Below are 17,200 nucleotides of genomic sequence, written 5' to 3'. Positions count from 1 at the left end.
CCCTAGGAATACGAAGCCGGGGACGCTGAGACCCTCACCTGATTCCGCCCACAACCACATAGGCGCCAGCGCTTCGCCCATCCTTCAGCCGCACCACCGCCGTGATGATCGAGCCATACGGGCCGCGCCAGACGCTGTGGAACCGCTGATGCTCGGCTGCAGGGACGAGCGCGCGCCCGACTAGGCGCGCGCCGCTTCGCTGCAATGCGACAGGCTCGCCGTTGATATGCACCTTGACGCTGGCATTCTCCGCCTCCGCGTCGCCGGGCAGGTCGACTGTGATGAATATCTCGTCCTGATCGCCCGAAGAACGCGTCTCGGCGGCAAGCGCGATGACAAGCGGTGGCGCCTTGCCGTCGCCACACCGGGCGGGCCGATCCGAAAACACGTCATCGGCCAGTTCCGGCGTGCGCGGTGGGCGGGTGCGGCGCTGCGTGGCGCGTTCGTAGTCGCCGGCCATGCACAGGAGCCGTTCGTCGTCATAGGCCTTGCCGGCGAAGGTCAGGCCGACCGGCATGCCGATATCGGCCATGGTGCCCATCGGCACGGTGACGGTCGGGATGCCGAAATGGCGCCAGACCAGATTGCCGTTGGCGACCCAGGTGCCGTTGCGCCAGGCAAGGGCGGCGGACGCCTCGTTGATGTCGGCATCGGCCGGGCCGACATCGGCGGCGGCGGGCAGCACCACGGCGTCGATGCCTTGTGCATCGAGCCAGTCCTCGAAATCGATCCGCCGCGTCGTTTCCAGGCCCTTGAGACCATCCTCCATCGTCGGGATATCCTTGAAGGGCGTGACGCCGGCTTTCGCCCGCTCGACATAGTCCGCGAGGTCGAAGCTGCCTTCGTAGCGGTCGGGCAGCGTGCCTGGCGGCTGCGGGAAGATTTTTGGGCCATCGACCGAGGCGAGGTCGGGAATATCAGGGTCGGCATTGGCGCGCAGGAAATCGTCCCAACCCCAGATGCACAGGTCCCAGATTTCGCGGTTCGCGAACTCCTTCGGCACCAGCCCGCGCTCGACCATGGTGCGTGCTCCGGGACGGTCGCGCTCGTAGTTGGAGACGACGGGAAAATCGACTTCCACCACTTCGGCGCCCAGCCGTTTGAGATCGGCCTCCGCCTGTTCCCACAGGGCAAGCACCGAGGCCCGGGTTTCGATCGGCCGGTCGGCGCCGCTGTCGCGGCCGATATAGATTCGGGGCACGCCGAGCCGTCTGCCTTTCACTGATCCTGCAAGCGATAGCTCGGTGTAGCGTTGCGGCCGTATTTCGGAGCTTTTCGGCAGCTTGACCCAGGGCTGCGCGCGCCAGAAGTCGCCTCGCGCCTCGGGATCGCCGGCGACGATGATGTCGAGCAGTTCCAGCATATCGTTCACGGTCCGCGTGTGCGGCACGACGACATCCATGGTCGGCACCAGCGGCCAGTTACCGCGCACGGAGATGACGCCGCGCGAGGGCGTGTAGGCGACCAACGCGTTGTTGGTGGCCGGCGCGCGGCCGGACGACCAGGTTTCCTCGCCGAGCCCGAAGGCACAGAAACTGGCTGCTGTCGCCGTGCCCGAACCGTTGGATGAGCCCGACGCGAAGGCGGCGGTCAGATAGTCGGCATTGTAGGGGCTCTCGGCGCGGCCATAGACGCCGCGCTGCATGCCGCCATTGGCCATTGGCGGCATGTTGGTCAGGCCGATCAGCACCGCGCCGCCGGCCCTGAGCCTCGCGATGGTGAAGGCGTCCTCATTGGCGACGAGATGCTCGAAGGCCGGCGAGCCGGCGGCGACCGTCAGGCCTTTGACCTTGTAGCTGTCCTTGGCGGTGTAGGGGATGCCGTCGAGCGGCCCGAGCAAGGCCTTGCCGCGCCGCCGCTGGTCGGAAGCGGCGGCTTCCTCGAACATGTCGGGGTTGAGCACGGGGACGGCGTTGAGGCCGATGCCGTGGCGGTCGAAATGCGCGATGCGGCGCAGATACGCCGCGACCACCTCGACGCTGGTGACGAGGCCGTCGTCGAGCGCACGGCGCAATTGTTCGATCGTCGCTTCGACAATGTGAAAGCTGGTATCGGTCATCACTGGTCCCTGGCGGTCGTTTCCACGCCATGGATGAGCGAGGCCGCCGGCTTCGGCAAGAGCCAATCCGCAGTCTTTGTCGGAAGGTGTTGTTCCTGCGGCCGACCTGCCCGCGCTGAGCGGCTGTCGAGCCCATGACGATGCCAATTCTGGCCCAGATGACGGTCGACGAGATGATTTTGGACGATCATCAACAAGATGGCTTGCAGACGTAAGCAAAAGCTCGCGGAAGTTGCGTCAAAAGCATATTGTCGGGGGAACCGTGCCGATCTCACAGCATGAGAGGAGATCATGCCTGAACAGAATGCCCATATCCGCGCAGCCATCGGACGGATGCTTTCCAAAAAAACCGGGGTTGCCGTCATTTCGATGAAGGAGAGTATCGCGGAGTTGCTGGCGATAACCGGTGTCGCGCTGACCGTTGAGAGCCTGCAGGATCTGCTGCTGGAAATGGCAGAGGTGCGCGGCATGATGGTGGTGCTCGATCTCTAGAGCAATTCCAGGAAAAGTGTGAAACGGTTTTCCGTCCGGAATTGCGTCAAAACAAAGAGTTAGAGCAGTTCACCGTTTCCGTTAAACGGTGAACTGCTCTGAGGCAATTCCAGGAAAAGCGCCTCAGGCCAGCCGGTATCGGCCAGCCGCGGCCTCTTCGAAACGTTCTGCCTTGAGGGCTGGCGCAAGCGTGCCGTCGCCGTAGATCATGCGGCCGGCGCGGAAGGTGGCGCGGACACGTGCCACCGGCTGGCGGTCGGCAACCACCAGGTCGGCCAGAAGCCCCGGCTCGATGGCGCCGCGATCGGTGAGCCCGAGCGCCGCGGCCGGGTTGGCGCTTGTCAGCGCGGCCGCCGCTGCCAGGCCGCCGTCGCGCACCTGTGCCAGGCCAAGCACGGCCGGCAGGATCGAGGCTGGATGGTAGTCGCTGGCCAGCATGTCGAGCAATCCCGCCTCATAGGCCCGCCGGGCGGAAAGATTGCCGGAATAGGAAACTCCGCGCAGTGCGTTGGGCGCGCCCATTGCGGTGTGCATGCCGAGCCGGCGGGCTTCCTGCGCCGCTTCGAGCGTCACCGGGAATTCGCTGAGCACGGCGCCCAGGCCATGGACCAGTTCCACTTTTTCCAGCGTGTCGTCGTCATGCGAGGCAAGCACGATGCCGCAGGCGCGGGCGCGGGCCGACAGATCCTGCAGTGCGTTGAGTACATCGCCCTGGCCCTCGCGGCCGGCCATCCGCTGTCCGACGATCTCGGAGGCCATGGCAACGGACATGCCACGCTCCTTGGCGATGCGGGCGATGTAGAGTTCGACGTCGCGGTATTGCCCCTGTCCAGGCGTGTGGTCCATCAAGGAGATGAGGTGCAGCTTGCCTGCATCCATCAACCTCTGCAGCATAGCGATCGCGGGCGTGAAGGTGACCTCGAACCGGGCATGGATGCGGTGGTCGACAAGCAGATCGTCCTTCATCCCGGCAATGGTCTCGATGATATCGGACGTATGATCTTCCGAGCGCAGCACGCCGCTGGTGACGCTGGCGCCGATGAAGGAGAGCGCGGCATAGGCCGTCGTCACGCCGCAGGAGGCGAGCTTCTTGTCGAGTTCGGCAATGCCGATTTGCATCGGCACATGGACGCCGGTGCGCGGCTCGACTTCCTTCTCCACCATGTCGCCATGCATGTCGATGAAGCCCGGCAGGAGCAGGCGGCCGCCGCCCTCGATGTCGGCATTCTCGACAGGTTGGTCTCGGATTTCGGCAATCCGGCCGTTTTCGATCCTGACAGCGCCATTGGCAACGACACGGTCACGCAGGACAATTTCGAAGTCACTCAGCCACATGTCATGTCTCTTGCAAGTGGTTTCAGGGTGGGAAATGGTTTCAAGGTGGATTTCGCTGGCGACAAGCTCGGCGACATTTTCGGGTGATGGAAGACGCCGATCATGGCGACGGTTGCCGCCGCTTCGATCACGATCTCTCCAGGACAACCCTATGTTTTCTAGTTCACCCGAATGCCGGTTTCCATTTGATTTTTATGACATTTACATGAAGCCAGAATAGGTGATGCGCGCGCCCGGAGCTAACTTTTCACTTGCGCGGCCAGGAATAGCAGGACCGGCACCGCGGACAGCAGGCTGGCGGCCATCAACGGATCAGCGAGCGCGTGCAGCTTTCGAGCGTGCTGCTGCATGCGGCCAAAGCCAAGGTGAACGGCTGCTTACGCGCCCAGGATGAAATCGGCGCAGCGGTCGGCGATCATGATCACGGGCGCGTTGGTGTTGCCGCTGACCAGGCGCGGCATGATCGAGGCGTCGCAGATGCGCAGGCGCGGTACGCCGCGCACGCGCAATTGCGGATCGACCACCGCGCCGTCGTCGATGCCCATCCGGCAGGTGCCGCAGGGGTGATAGACGGTCTTGGCGTGTTCGAGGATGTGGTCTGTAATCGTCTGGTCGGAAAGATCCGCATCGTTACCCGGCGACAGTTCCTCGGCGACCACGGCCTGCAGGGCAGGCTGGCGCAGGATATTGCGGGCAATCTTCATGCCGGCGAGCAGCAGAGCGAGATCATGTGGATCGGACAGGAAGCCGGTGGTGAAGCGGATCGGGTCGGCGGCGTCACGCGAGCGCAGGCCGACCGTGCCGCGCGACCTTGGCCGAAGAACACAAGGGTTGAGCTCCATGCCGTGGCGCTCGATCGAACCATGCTCGGCGCTTTCGATCATCACCGGCAGGACGTGGAACTGGACATCGGGCCGGCCATCGCCGTCGGTGTCGAAGAAGCCGCCGCTCTCGACCACGTTGGAGGTGAGCAGACCGCTGCGAAACATCAGGTACTGGATGCCGTGACGCAGTGCCTTCAGGCCGCTGTCCTGCCCGAGCAGCGAGATCGGTTGGCGTGTCAATGCATAGACGGGCGCCGCGACATGATCCTGCAGGTCGCGGCCGACCGATGGCATGTCGCGGATGACGGGAATACCGAGCCCGGCCAGATGCTCGGCTGGCCCCAGTCCCGACAGCATCATCAGCTTCGGCGTCGCCAACGCACCGGCGGTGAGGATCACCTCGGCCCTTGCCGTCGCTGTATGGTTGCGGCCGTCCGAAGTGGTGTAGGCGAGGCCGCTTGCCGCCCCGTTTTCCAGTGTCACGCCGGTGACCAGCGCATCGGTGACCACGGTCAGGTTGGCGTTGCCGGCCAACGGCCTCAGGAATACTTTTGCCGCTGATTGGCGCTCGCCGTTCGCAGTCGTCGTCTGGTAGAAGCCGACGCCTTCCTGCCGCGCGCCGTTGAAGTCGTCATTGTAGCGATAACCGGCCTGTTGCGCGGCTTGCACATAGGCCAATGACAGCGGATGGCGGTGGCGTGGATCGGAGACGGGCAGTGGGCCCTCGATGCCGTGGTGCTTGCCGGCCAGCCGCTCATTGCGCTCCAGCCGCCGGAACACCGGCAACACCTCGTCCCAGCCCCAGCCGGTGCAGCCGAGTTCGCGCCAGCCATCGTAATCCTGCGGCTGGCCCCTGATGTAGAGCATGGCGTTGATGGAAGAGCCGCCGCCCAGCGTGCGGCCCTGCGGCACCGGCAGCCGGCGTCCGCCGACGCTCGGCTCGGGCTCGGATTCGTAGATCCAGCTGCGCGCCGTGCCGATCACCTTGGCGAAGGTGGCGGGCATGTCGATGAGCCGCGTGTTGTCGGCAGGCCCGGCCTCGACGATCAGCACGCGCTTGCCGGCATTGACCAGCCGGTTGGCCAGCGTGCAGCCGGCAGAGCCGGCGCCGGCGATGATGTAGTCGTACTCTCCGCTCATGTCAGGCGTAGCGCATGATGACGGTCTTGGTCTCGAGATAGCCGTCGATGGCAGCGCGGCCATGCTCGCGGCCAATGCCAGACTGCTTGAAGCCGCCGAAGGGTGCGTTGGGGTCGAGCGTGTTGTGCGAATTGACCCACACCGTGCCGGCCTTGAGGCCATGGATGGCGGTCATCGCCTTGCCCATGTCGCGGGTCCAGATCGAGGCCGAAAGGCCGTAGCGCGTGTCGTTGGCAATGCGGATCGCGTCGTCGAGATCGGCGATCGGCATCGCCGCCACCACCGGCCCAAACACTTCCTCGCGCACGATCTCCATATCGGGCCGCACATTGTGCAGGATGGTCGGCGCCACGTAATGGCCTTTCGCCGGCACCGGCCGCGCGCCGCTGACCCGTTCGACGCCGGCCGCCAGGCCACGCTCGACAAACCCCTCGACGCTTCTTTTGTGCTTGGCCGAGACCAGCGGGTTGATCTGCGCTTCCGCGTCGCGGCCGGCGCCCAGCATCATGCCGTCGGCGATCTCGGCCAACCGCGCCAGCGTGCGGTCGTAAATCGACTTCTCGATCAAGAGCCGTGAGGCCGACGTGCAGACCTGGCCCTGGTTGAAGAACATTCCGAGGCCCGCGACCAAAGGCTCGATACCTTCCTCCATGTCGGCAAGCAGGATCATCGGCGATTTCGAACCGAGCTCCAGCGTGAAGCGGGCGACGCGGTCGACGGCGGCGTGGCCGACGCGTTTTCCCACTTCCGTCGAGCCGGTGAAGGTCAGCTTGTCGATGCCGGGATGGCGGATCAGCGCTTCGCCGGTGACGGAGCCGCTGCCGGTGACGATGTTGACGACACCGGGTGGAAAACCCGATGCCTCGATCAGCTCGGCGAGCCGCAGCAGGCCGAGCGGGGTTTCCTGCGGCGGCTTCAGCACCACGGTGCAGCCGCAGGCGAGCGCCGGCGCGATCTTCCACATGCCGATCAGCAGCGGGAAATTCCACGGCACGATGGCGCCGACGACGCCGACCGGCTCCATCACTGTCATCGCCTGGTGTTTGGCGCCGGGCGGCACGGGAATGGAGACCTGGAAGGTCGAGCCTTCGATCTTGGTGGCCCAGCCGGCATAATAGCGCAGCCAGTCGACGGTGCCGCCGGCACTCAGCATGCGGGCGACGCCGAGCGATTTGCCGTTCTCGATGCTCTCGATTTCGGCCAGGAGGTCGGCATCGGCCTCGACGGCGTCGGCAAGCCTCAGCATCAAATTCTGGCGGTCGACCGGCCGCATCGATGCCCATGGTCCCTCGAGCGCGGCCCGCGCCGCGCGCACCGCCTGGTCGACCAGTTCGGGGCCACTTTCCGGCACGTGCGCGACGATCTCGCCCGAGGCGGAATCGTCGACGGCGAGGCCGTCTCCAGCGAGGCCATCGACGAAGCGGCCATTGATGAAGGGGCGGTGCGGACGCGCCAGGAAAGCGGCGGCGGCAGGGCTGATCGGCGGCACGGTTCTCTCGTTCACGCCATCCTCCTCGATTGCTGATGAACATCCGCGCCGAGGGTTATGGAGCGCATCGGCCGGCTTCAAGCCTCCCAAAGCACGAGTGCGCTCTCAGTCAAAACAAAGTTCCCGCTCGGACAAGACGCCCGGTCCTTCGCCGGGCAAGATTGAAGAACGGATCATCGCCAACCCGGTCTTGCCGCTCCGCTCCCTCATCCCGCCTTCTTCCCCGCTGGGGAGAAGGCGGCGACGTCGCAACTCTCCTCTCATCTCGGGGAGAGGAGAGTTGGGCGAAGCGATGGCTGGGTGAGGGGCTGGCTCGGAGGAGAGTGGTTGAGCGCATTGCTGGGCAATCCGATGGTTACCACGGCGGCGCTGCCGCTTGTGCTCGGCGTGGTGATGGCGCTGTTGGCTAGGGTCGCACTGCCGGCGCAGGTGCTTTCGCTGCTGTGGGCCGGCTTGCTGCTGTTCTTCTACTGGGACACGCTTGGCCCGCCGGTGGTGCCGCCTGTCGCGGCCAGCCAGAAGCTGATCTATCTCGCCTTTGCCGGCATCGTCATCGGCCTGTTGCCCGAACGTCTGCTGCGTGCCCCCATGACGAGCGTGCTGATCGCCATCGCCCTTGCGGCCGCCCTGCTGTGGCTTGGCTGGCGCCGCATTGCCGGCGGTTCGCTCGATCCGCAAATGGTCGCCGCCCTCGTCGCCGGCCTGCTGGCCATCGTCGGCAGTGCGATGCTGATGTCCCTGAAGGTCTCGCCATCGCCTGCCGTCGAGGAGCCGTTCCTGGTGCCAGCGGCGATGCTCGCTTTGTGCCTGGCCGGGGCCATCATCTCGGTGCTCGGCGCCTCGATCGTCACCGGGCAATTGCTGGGATCGGTCGCCGCGCTCGCCGGCGGCTGGTGCCTTGTCCAGTATATCGCGGTGTTGCGGGGCGGCACGGCCGTCGCCTGGAGCAAAGGCAACGGGCTGCTCCTCATCTTCGCCGCCGCCACGGTGCTGATCCAGGTGGCGCTGCTGGCGCCAAAGGCGAACCCGGCGGCGCTCATGCTTTCGCCCTTGCCGCTGATCCTGGCCGCCCTGATGCCCGGCGCGCTGCGCGGTCTTCTTCCCGGCGTCCGGCCCTTGCGGCCGCTTATTGCCGGTCTGCTGATCGCCATGCCGGCGATGCTGGCCATCCTGACGGCGGTCCTGTGGGCGCCGCATGGAGCCGCCCTCGGCTTTTCCTGAGCCGGATTCAAAGAACGACAACCAACAATGGGGAGAGATACGTGACGATAAGAAAACTGACGGCCATGGCTTTTGCCTGCTGCGCATTCGCGTCTGCAGCACGTGCCGACACTTATGAGATCGACGGCCAGCACGCCTGGGTCACCTTCACCATCAAACACGGCATCTATGGCATCGCGCATGGCCAGTTCGACGCCGTAAAGGGCGCCATCGTCCTGGACAAGGCCGATCCATCCAAAAGCAGCGTCAAGGCCGAAATCGATGTCGGCTCGGTGCACACCGCCTATGATCAGCGCGACAGCGATCTGAAAGGCCCCGACTTCTTCAACGCCGCCGAATTCCCGGCGATCTCCTTCGAAAGCACCAAGGTCGAGAAGGTCGGCGACAAGACCGACAAGGTATCAGGCAATCTCAGCATCAGCGGCGTCTCCAAGGAGATCACGCTCGACGTGACGCTGGTCAACGAGGCGCCGGCGCCGTGGGACGCGACGCTGACCAAGGCCGCGTTCACCGCCACCGGGAAAGTCAGCACCGCCGACTTCCCGATGGCCAAGGCAGCCGCCGGCTTCGGTCTCGGTCCGGATGTCGACATCGTCATCGACATCGAGGCGGTCAAGAAATAGCTGGCGAACGGGCGCCGCGCGGCTCGCAACGGGCCGCGCGGTGCTTTGCCGGCAGACGAAGTGCGCGCTCAGTCAAAACAAAGTTCCCGCTCGGACAAGACGCGAAATGGCGGATGCCGCACTATCCTTGGCGAAGATCGGCGCACAGCCGGCACAGCATCGATCGGGATGGAACAATGCGATTTTCGGGAAAGACGGCTTTCATTACCGGCGGCGGCACCGGCATCGGCGCGGCGGTTGCCAGGCGTATGGCAGCCGACGGGGCGAAGGTGGTGCTGATGGGCCGGCGGCGCGAGCCGCTGGAGGCCGTCATGAAGGACATTGGCGGGCTGGTGGTTCAGGGCGACGCCGCCGATCCGAAAGCGGTGCGCGCGGCCCTGGCCGAAGTGCATGATAAGATCGGGCCCGTTGACATCCTCGTCGCCAATGCCGGCGGCCATGGCGTCGGGCCGACGATCTCGATGAGTGACGAAACCTGGAGCCTGGCGACACGCACCAATCTCGACACCGCTTTTGTCTGCGCCCGCGAATGCTTGCCCGACCTGATCGAGCGCAGAGGCAACATCGTCGTCGTCGCCTCGATCGCCGGCCTGTTCGCTGGCCCGGACGCGGCCGGCTACGTCACCATGAAACATGCCTGCATCGGCTTCGGCAAATCGCTGGCGCGCGACTACGGCCGCAAGGGCGTGCGCACCAACATCATCTGCCCGGGCTGGGTGTCGACCGACATGGCCGACGAGCAGATGGAGATGATCGTCGAAAAGCACGGGCTTGGCTCGATCGAAGAGGCCTATCGGCTGGTGACCAAGGACGTGCCGCTCGGCCGGCCGGCAACGCCGCAGGAAGTGTCCAATGTCATCTGCTTCGTCGCCTCCGACGAGGCGGCGATGATGAACGGTTCGATCCTGACGGTCGATGGCGGCGCCACCGTCGTCGACCTGCCCACGTTAGCTTTTGTCGATTGATGTGGAGAGCACCATGAACGACCAGAACAGGCCGGCCGACTGGAAGCATTTCGACGATTTCGCCGCCGGCATCGCCACCAACCGGCTGCCGACGACATCAGCGTTGCGCGGTCAGACCTTCAAGATCACGCTCGATACCGGCCGCACCATCGACCTGGCCTTCACGTCCGCCGACACGGTGGCCTGGAGTGAGGGCACGGAAGCTGGCGCGGACTGGTACGAGGCGCTCGAAGTCGCCTCCAGCGTGTTCTTCATCAACATGAGTTTCGCCGCCCGGCCGACGGAGGACGAGGCGCTCATCGTCAACACCAGTACGCGCCGCGTGCTGTCGGTGCGCGAACGGGTGCGCGAAGCAGGCGAGGCGCCCGGCGAGCCGCGCGTGGCGCAGACCTGGTCGGCCGGTGTGCTCGGCGACCCCAGCGTGGCGCCGACCGGCATCGTGCCGGCACCGACCCGGGACCTGATCGGGCTCACCGCGCACTACACATACAGTCCCAACCACGTCTACGAGCACATCTATCTCAGCTCCGAGCGCTATGCCTGGCAGAACCTCGTCGGCGTGCAGCGCGGCCATGGCGACGTCGATCTGGCCACGACCTGGAAGTTCGCCGAGAACCAGTATGTGTTTGGTTTCCGCGAGTTCATCATCCCGGTCGCGTCGCTGTTCTTCTACAATTGGGACACGATGCGCTCGACCGGCAAATTCCTTGGTGTGACCAGCCAGGGCAAGGTCGAGAACAAGCCGGCCGGCGCTCACATCGAGAAGAAATCCAGAACCGTCTACGACGAAGGCAAGGCGCCGGTCTGACCGCGCGGGAGAATGCCATGAACAAGAACTACGAAGCGATCAAGGCGCATTACGCCGGGTCCGACGCGATGGATTTGGCCGCGATGATGGCGCCGATTACCAGCCGCACCGCCTGGACCGAAATGGCTGGCTTTCCCTATGCCGGCACCTATGTCGGCCCCGACGCCATCATAGCGGGCGTCTTCAAGCGCATCGGCGAGGAGTGGGACGGCTACAATCTGAAGCTCGAAAAGCTGGTCGACGGCGGCACCACCATCGTCGGCATCGGCACCTATTCGGGTGTCTACAAAAAGACCGGCAAGCCGATGTCGGCGCGCGTCGTCCATGTCTGGGAGATGGAGGACGGCAAAGTGCTGAGTTTCGAGCAGTTCACCGACACCAGGCTGGTCGCGGCAGCGACAGCTTGAGACATGCGGCCGGGCGCGCTGACGCGTCCGCCCGATGAAAACCTGGGAGGATGAAATGGGAAACAGTCTGAAGGCAATGCTGGCGGGGAAGAGAATGCTGGCGGGCTTGGCCCTGTCGGCCGTGTTCGCGGCCGGCGGCACCAGTATGGCGAATGCCGGCGACACCGAGATCGTCATCGGTGCGCCGATCTCCTTGACTGGGCCGCTGGCCGGCGACGGAAAGGAGCAGAAATGGGCCTATGAGCAAGCGGTGGCCGACATCAACAAGGCCGGTGGCATCATGGTCAAGTCGGCCGGCAAGAAGCTGCCGGTGCGCCTCGTCATCGCCGACGACGAAAGCTCGGAAGGCAAGGTCGCATCGGCGCTGGAGAACCTGATCAAGGTGCAGAAGGTCGACGCGCTGCTCTCGACCCATTCCGGGCCGATGAACATCGCGGGCGCCATCGTCGCGGAAAAATACAAGAAGTTCTACATGATCACGACGGCCTTTCCTTTCGAATGGCAGCCGTTGAAGCTCAAATATTCGGCGCTGTTCTTCTTCCACCCGGGTCCGGGCGCCGAAGTGCCGTTCGAGATCTGGAACAAGCTGCCGGCCAATGAGAAGCCGAAGAACCCGGCGCTGGTCACTGAGGATTCGCCGGACGGCAAGGGCTTTGGCGGCGCCTTCGAGGCGGCGGCCAAGAAGTATGGCTACACTTTCGCCGTCGACGACCCCTGGGCGATCGGCGCCACCGACTATTCGGCGCTGATCACCAAGCTCAAGGCGGCAGACGTCGACGCCATGCTGGTGTTCGGCTCGCCGGCCGACACGGTGACGCTGCTGCGCCAGATGAAGGAACTCGGCTTCTCCGTGCCTTATCTGCACGGCTGGAAGGGCACCTGGACGGGTGAGTTCCACGAGGCGCTCGGGCCGGATTCCGATTACATCCTGACCGACGGCTTCTGGTCGGCGAGCTACCCTTACAAGGGCGCCAAGGAGCTCGGCGACCGCTACGAGGCCGAGTTCAAAAAGGACTCCGTCACCGTCGGCGCCTTCTATGCCAACGCGCAGGTGCTGGCGCAGGCGATCGAGAAGGCGGGTTCCACCGACGCCGACGCGCTGCATGAGGCGATCTTCAACCAGGAATTCAAGGACACCGTCGTTGGCGATCTCAAATTCGACCAGACCGGCTTTGCCCTGATCCCCAGCGTCGCCACGCAATGGTGGCAAGGCAAGCACCAGCTGATCTACCCGGACGGCAACTGGACCTACAAGCCGGCACCGGCCTGGGACAAGCGCTGAGCAATTGGTGCGGCGAATGGGGCGGGCGCGGCTTCTGTGTCCGCCCCAACATCCTTGACGACAGAAACGGAAAACACGATGCAGCCCGACGAAACCTTGCTTCGCCTCGAGGCGGTACAGAAGCGGTTCGGCGGGCTCGTCGTGCTCAACAACATCGACATCGCCGTCGGCGCCAACGAGCTGATCGGGCTAATCGGTCCCAATGGCGCCGGCAAGTCGACGCTGTTCAACCTCATCACCGCGCTCTACACGCCGACACAAGGGCGTATCCGGTTTCGTGGGCGCGACATCACCGGCACCGCACCACATCGCATCTGCAGGCTCGGCATCGCGCGTACCTTCCAGCTGGTGCGCACCTTCCTGACCATGACGGCATTCGAGAACATCATGGTCGGCGCGGTCTATGGCGGTGGCGGGCGCGTCAGGCACGCCACTGCCGCGGCCGAGGAAGCGCTGGAACTGGTCGGCCTGACCGCGAAACGCGATGTCCGCACCGCACATATGACGCTGTCCGACCGGCGGCTGCTGGAGATCGCGCGGGCAGTCGCGTCCAGCCCGGCGCTGCTCTTGCTCGACGAGCCGATGGCGGGGCTGAACCCGACCGAGATCCAGCGCATGGTCGATGTCATCCGCCGCGTGCGCAACGAGCGTGGCGTGTCGATCCTGTGGGTAGAGCACAAGGTCGACGCCATCATGAAAGTGTGCAGCCGGGTGATCGTGCTCGACCATGGCGAGAAAATCGCCGACGGCACGCCTCGCGAGATCGTCGCCAACCGCAAAGTGATAGAGGCCTATCTTGGCGAACCGGCTGCTTGACGTGAACAATCTGGAAGTCGCCTATGGCGACGTCGGCGCGCTGTGGGGCGTGTCGATCCATGTCGACCCCGGTACGATCGTGGCCATTGTCGGCGCCAATGGCGCCGGCAAGACGACGCTGCTGAAGACCATCTCCGGCCTGCTCAAGCCGAAGCGCGGCGAGATCTTCCTCGCCGGCGCGCCGCTGGCCGGCAAGGCGCCGGAGGAGATCGCCGGCATGGGCATCGCGCATGTGCCGGAAGGGCGCGGCCTGTTCCGGCAGATGACGGTGCTGGAGAACCTCGAACTTGGCGCCTTCCAGCCCAAGGTCCGGAAGCGCTTCAAGCAATCTCTGGAAAAGGCCTATGCGCTGTTTCCACGTTTGAAGGAGCGGGCAGGGCAGAAGGCCGGCTCGCTCTCGGGCGGCGAGCAGCAGATGCTGGCGATCGCTCGCGCCACCATGTCGGACCCATCGCTGCTCATCCTCGACGAGCCGTCGCTGGGTCTCAGCCCGATCGTGGTGCAGCAGATGTTTGCGCTGATCGGGACCTTGCACAGCCAAGGCGTCACCGTCCTGCTCGTCGAGCAGAACATCCACCAGGCGCTGAAGGTGGCCGACTATGCCTTCGTGCTGAAGACCGGCGAGCTCGCCATGCAAGGCACGGGCACCGAGCTGCTTGCCGATCCCGAAATCCAGAAGGCCTATATGGGCGTGTTGGAGTAGTGATGACGTTCAACATTCCGCCTCCCGACATCCTGCTGCAACTGTCGCTCAACGGCGCGCTGGGCGGCGCCATGTATGGCGTCGCCGCCGTTGGCTTGAGCCTCATCTTCGGCACCATGCGGCTGATCTTCCTGGCGCAGGGCGCGATGATCATCCTGGCCGCCTATTTCGTGCGGGCGCTGTTCTACGGGCTGGGCATCGACCCGTTCCTGTCGCTGCTGATCGTCGTGCCGGTCGGGCTCGTCGTCGGCTGGCCGATCTACCAAGGCCTGTTCCGCAAGGCAGCCGCCGCGGAGGACCGCAACATCTCGCTCCTGATCGCGGTCGGCCTGATGTTCCTGATCCAGAACCTGATGACGGTGGTGTGGGGCGGCAATACCGCCGCAATCGTCACCTCCTACACGGCGAGCGGCATCGAGATATTGGGCGTGCGCACCTCCTTCACCCGCTCCATGGGCTTCCTGATCGCGCTCGCCGGCACCGGGCTGGTGGTGCTGTTCCTGCGCAAGACGCTGGTTGGCAAGGCGGTGCGCGCGGCGTCCGAGGACATGGAGGCGGCGACGCTGATGGGCATCAGCCCGCATCGCGTCAATGCGATTGCCTTTGCCATCGGCATTGCGCTGGCGGGAGCGGCGGGCGTCGCGGTGGCGACCACCTTCCCGTTCAACCCGTTCGCCGGTTTCATCTTCAGCCTGAAGGCGCTGGTGGCGCTGGCGCTGGGCGGCATCGGCAATGTCGCCGGTGCGCTTGCCGGCGGCATCCTGCTCGGCCTCATCGAGGCCTATGTGCAGTATTTCATCTCGGGCGGCTGGACCAACGCGATTGCCTACGGCGTGTTCCTGGCGGTGCTGATGTTCAAGCCGGAAGGCCTGTTCAGCCGGCCCTACAAGAAGGCTTGAGCACCATGCTGAAGCAGACCTGGAACAACCAAGCCAAGGCGGGGATTGGCATTGCCGTCGTCGTGGCACTCGCCCTGGTGCCGCTGCTGCCCGGCGCGATCGATAGTTACGCCTTCTCGTTCCTGTTCTTCGTCTTCATCTACGCCATCATGGCGCAGGGCTGGAACCTGGTTGCCGGCTTCGGCGGCCAGATCAGCCTGGGCAACCATGCCTTTTTCGGGCTCGGCGCCTACACCACCGCGATCTTGTGGAGCGGCAACTATCTCTGGGGTTCGCTCAATGACGCCTATCCGCGCATCTATTATTTCGACCCGGTGACGATGGTGCTGGGCGGACTGGTGGCGGCGGTTGCCGCCATCATCATCGGCCTGCCGCTTTTGTCCAAATTGCGCGGCGACTATTTCGCGCTGGGCACGCTCGGCTTCGGCGAGATCGTCAAGGTGATGTTCATCAATGGCGGCGATTTCACCGGCGGCGCCTTTGGCGTCGTGGCGCCTGCCAGCACCTTCGACACGCTCTTGCCGCACTATCTGGTCGGGCTCGGCCTGATGGTCGGCACGGCACTTGCCATCCGCCTTTTGATGCGCTCGCGTTACGGGCTGGCGCTGATTGCCGTGCGCGACGACGAGATGGCGGCGTCGGCCAACGGCATCGACACGCTCAGGGTCAAGGTCGCCGCCTTCGCCGGCAGCGCCTTCATCGCCGGCATCGCGGGCAGCCTCTACACCTACTACATCTTCCATGTCGGCCCGGACTCAGTGTTCGCCCTCGACTGGATGCTGCTGCCGCTGATGATGACCGTGGTCGGCGGCACCGGCACGCTGCTCGGCCCGATCCTCGGTGCTTTCGTGATGTACGCGGTGTTCGACCTCGCGCGGATCGTGGTGCCGGACTACCACCCGGTGATCTCGGGCCTGACGATCATCCTGGCGATGCTGTTCCTGCCGAAGGGGCTGATGCGAAGTTTTGCGGGGAGGGTGGCGTGACGCGGTTCAGATTTGCAACGACCCTCAAGAAAACCGAGCCGGCCGAAAGTTTGCAAGGAGCGGGTGCTCCTTTCCGGTGGCGATCTCGCCGGCAAGCAGCTCGCCGGCGATCAGGCCAAGCGTTGCGCCGCTGTGGCTGAAGGCTACGTAATATCCCTTGATGTCCTTCAATTGGCCGAATACCGGATCGCCGTCCGCGGGGATCGGCTTGGGGCCGACGCCATAGTTTTCCAGCTCCAGCTTCGGATGGCCCTCGAGAACTTTCGAGGCTTCGTCGAGAAGCCCCTGAAGGGTCGAATCCTTCACGCCATAAGTACCGTCCGAATTGACGACCACTTCTTCTTCCGACCAGGCGGAATCGAGCGCAAGGGCTCCGTCCGGCGTCGGGCGGATGGCGACACGCGGCGTGTTGAGCACGGCCCGAAGGGGCAAGTGCAGCGGCTTGGTCCTGACCAGCAGCGCGATCGGCGTCCCGTCGGCAATATGTCGGTCGGAGTCCGCGACCATTCGCGGCACAGCACCGCCGGTCGCCAACAGCACCGCGTCGGCGGCGAAGCTGATGCCGCTTGTCGTGGTGACGCCGGTGGCGCGGCCGTCGACGACCGTGACCGCCGCGCTTCCGGCATCGGTGACCAGCTGTCCGCCGCGCTCCGTGAATTCCGCAACCAGTAGGTCGATCAGCGACGGCAGGTCGACCCAACCTTCGCCCGGATTGAAGATCGCGCCCTGGGGCGTGACAGCATCTGCAGCGATACCCGGGGTGACCGACGCTATGGCGCCCGCGGACAGATGCTGCGCGTCATAGCCAAGAATTTTCTCATGAGCGAAGACATCCGCGATCTCATTTGAGGCGCTGTCCGCATCCCATGTCAGGCCGCCGTCGAAACGCAGCCAGGCAGCATCCGGATATCTCGCCGACAGCGTCCGATAGCGATCGATGCCGATCATGCGCAGGCGATGGTATTCAGCTGACCGCTTGCGGGCGGAATTGAGCCAGGCGAGCGAGCGGCCTGAGGCTCCCTTGGCAAGCGGCCCGTCATTGACCAGGACGGTTTCGATGCCGAGCCGTGCAAGATGAACGGCCGAAGAGACGCCGAAGATACCGCCCCCGACAACAACGACCTTCGCGACCGAATGTGATGTAGCCATGG

17 protein-coding genes are annotated in these 17,200 nt (G+C 64.8%); 11 read left to right on the top strand and 6 right to left on the bottom strand.

Annotated elements, in window-relative coordinates:
- Positions 1–34 precede the first annotated feature (34 nt).
- Positions 35–2,059 (bottom strand): amidase, encoded by a 2,025-nt coding sequence (locus LB577_RS14320; protein ID WP_224687172.1) that lies wholly within the window; start codon positions 2,057–2,059, stop codon positions 35–37.
- A gap of 291 nt (positions 2,060–2,350) precedes the next feature.
- Between LB577_RS14320 and LB577_RS14315 the strand changes: the two genes are divergently transcribed.
- Positions 2,351–2,551, top strand: coding sequence for a hypothetical protein (locus tag LB577_RS14315; protein WP_224687171.1), 201 nt, complete (start codon positions 2,351–2,353; stop codon positions 2,549–2,551).
- A gap of 123 nt (positions 2,552–2,674) precedes the next feature.
- On the opposite strand, the gene LB577_RS14310 is transcribed toward LB577_RS14315, so the two are convergent.
- The 4 genes from LB577_RS14310 to LB577_RS14295 all read right to left on the bottom strand — a co-directional run bounded on the left by LB577_RS14310 (position 2,675) and on the right by LB577_RS14295 (position 7,354).
- Positions 2,675–3,886, bottom strand: coding sequence for an alpha-D-ribose 1-methylphosphonate 5-triphosphate diphosphatase (locus LB577_RS14310; protein WP_023778978.1), 1,212 nt, complete (start codon positions 3,884–3,886; stop codon positions 2,675–2,677).
- A complete protein-coding gene (locus LB577_RS14305) occupies positions 3,877–4,017 on the bottom strand; it encodes a hypothetical protein (RefSeq protein ID WP_224687170.1) in 141 nt (46 codons plus the stop codon). The genes LB577_RS14310 and LB577_RS14305 overlap by 10 nt, the downstream gene beginning before the upstream one ends.
- Before the next feature lie 246 nt (positions 4,018–4,263).
- A complete protein-coding gene (locus LB577_RS14300; RefSeq protein WP_224687169.1) occupies positions 4,264–5,850 on the bottom strand; it encodes a GMC family oxidoreductase in 1,587 nt (528 codons plus the stop codon).
- 1 nt (position 5,851) lies between these two features.
- Positions 5,852–7,354 carry an aldehyde dehydrogenase family protein gene (locus LB577_RS14295; RefSeq protein WP_224687168.1) on the bottom strand — a complete coding sequence of 501 codons (1,503 nt, stop codon included), beginning with the start codon at positions 7,352–7,354 and terminating at the stop codon, positions 5,852–5,854.
- Positions 7,355–7,666: 312 nt separating this feature from the next.
- Here LB577_RS14295 and LB577_RS14290 point away from each other — a divergent pair, with 312 nt between their 5' ends.
- From LB577_RS14290 to LB577_RS14245, 10 genes are all read left to right on the top strand, one after another.
- Positions 7,667–8,560 (top strand): hypothetical protein, encoded by an 894-nt coding sequence (locus LB577_RS14290; protein WP_224687167.1) that lies wholly within the window; start codon positions 7,667–7,669, stop codon positions 8,558–8,560.
- A gap of 41 nt (positions 8,561–8,601) precedes the next feature.
- Positions 8,602–9,183 carry a YceI family protein gene (locus LB577_RS14285; protein ID WP_224687166.1) on the top strand — a complete coding sequence of 194 codons (582 nt, stop codon included), beginning with the start codon at positions 8,602–8,604 and terminating at the stop codon, positions 9,181–9,183.
- A 176-nt stretch (positions 9,184–9,359) separates the two neighbouring features.
- Positions 9,360–10,148 (top strand): SDR family NAD(P)-dependent oxidoreductase, encoded by a 789-nt coding sequence (locus LB577_RS14280; protein ID WP_224687165.1) that lies wholly within the window; start codon positions 9,360–9,362, stop codon positions 10,146–10,148.
- 13 nt (positions 10,149–10,161) lie between these two features.
- Positions 10,162–10,956 (top strand): MoaF C-terminal domain-containing protein, encoded by a 795-nt coding sequence (locus tag LB577_RS14275; RefSeq protein ID WP_224687164.1) that lies wholly within the window; start codon positions 10,162–10,164, stop codon positions 10,954–10,956.
- Positions 10,957–10,973: 17 nt separating this feature from the next.
- Positions 10,974–11,363, top strand: a complete 390-nt coding sequence (locus LB577_RS14270) for a nuclear transport factor 2 family protein (protein WP_023778972.1) — start codon at positions 10,974–10,976, stop codon at positions 11,361–11,363.
- Between the two features lie 55 nt (positions 11,364–11,418).
- A complete protein-coding gene (locus tag LB577_RS14265; RefSeq protein ID WP_013894202.1) occupies positions 11,419–12,645 on the top strand; it encodes an amino acid ABC transporter substrate-binding protein in 1,227 nt (408 codons plus the stop codon).
- Between the two features lie 78 nt (positions 12,646–12,723).
- On the top strand, positions 12,724–13,461 hold the full coding sequence (locus LB577_RS14260) for an ABC transporter ATP-binding protein (protein WP_031250233.1): 738 nt from the start codon (positions 12,724–12,726) through the stop codon (positions 13,459–13,461).
- Positions 13,454–14,164: an ABC transporter ATP-binding protein gene (locus LB577_RS14255; RefSeq protein ID WP_023778969.1), complete on the top strand. Its 711-nt coding sequence runs from the start codon at positions 13,454–13,456 to the stop codon at positions 14,162–14,164. Before LB577_RS14260 ends, LB577_RS14255 begins: the two co-directional genes overlap by 8 nt.
- A 2-nt stretch (positions 14,165–14,166) precedes the next feature.
- Positions 14,167–15,063: a branched-chain amino acid ABC transporter permease gene (locus LB577_RS14250; RefSeq protein ID WP_224687163.1), complete on the top strand. Its 897-nt coding sequence runs from the start codon at positions 14,167–14,169 to the stop codon at positions 15,061–15,063.
- A gap of 5 nt (positions 15,064–15,068) precedes the next feature.
- The gene (locus LB577_RS14245) at positions 15,069–16,049 is read left to right on the top strand and encodes a branched-chain amino acid ABC transporter permease (RefSeq protein WP_224687162.1); all 981 of its coding nucleotides are present in this window, start codon (positions 15,069–15,071) and stop codon (positions 16,047–16,049) included.
- A gap of 24 nt (positions 16,050–16,073) precedes the next feature.
- Here the strand turns inward: LB577_RS14245 and LB577_RS14240 are convergent, their stop codons facing one another.
- Positions 16,074–17,198: an NAD(P)/FAD-dependent oxidoreductase gene (locus LB577_RS14240; RefSeq protein ID WP_224687161.1), complete on the bottom strand. Its 1,125-nt coding sequence runs from the start codon at positions 17,196–17,198 to the stop codon at positions 16,074–16,076.
- Positions 17,199–17,200 lie beyond the last annotated feature (2 nt).

The sequence above is a fragment of the Mesorhizobium sp. B283B1A genome (assembly GCF_020165735.1).
Taxonomy (GTDB): domain Bacteria; phylum Pseudomonadota; class Alphaproteobacteria; order Rhizobiales; family Rhizobiaceae; genus Mesorhizobium; species Mesorhizobium opportunistum.
The sequence above is the reverse complement of the archived record's forward strand: the minus strand, read 5'-3'. Positions and strand labels throughout refer to the sequence as shown.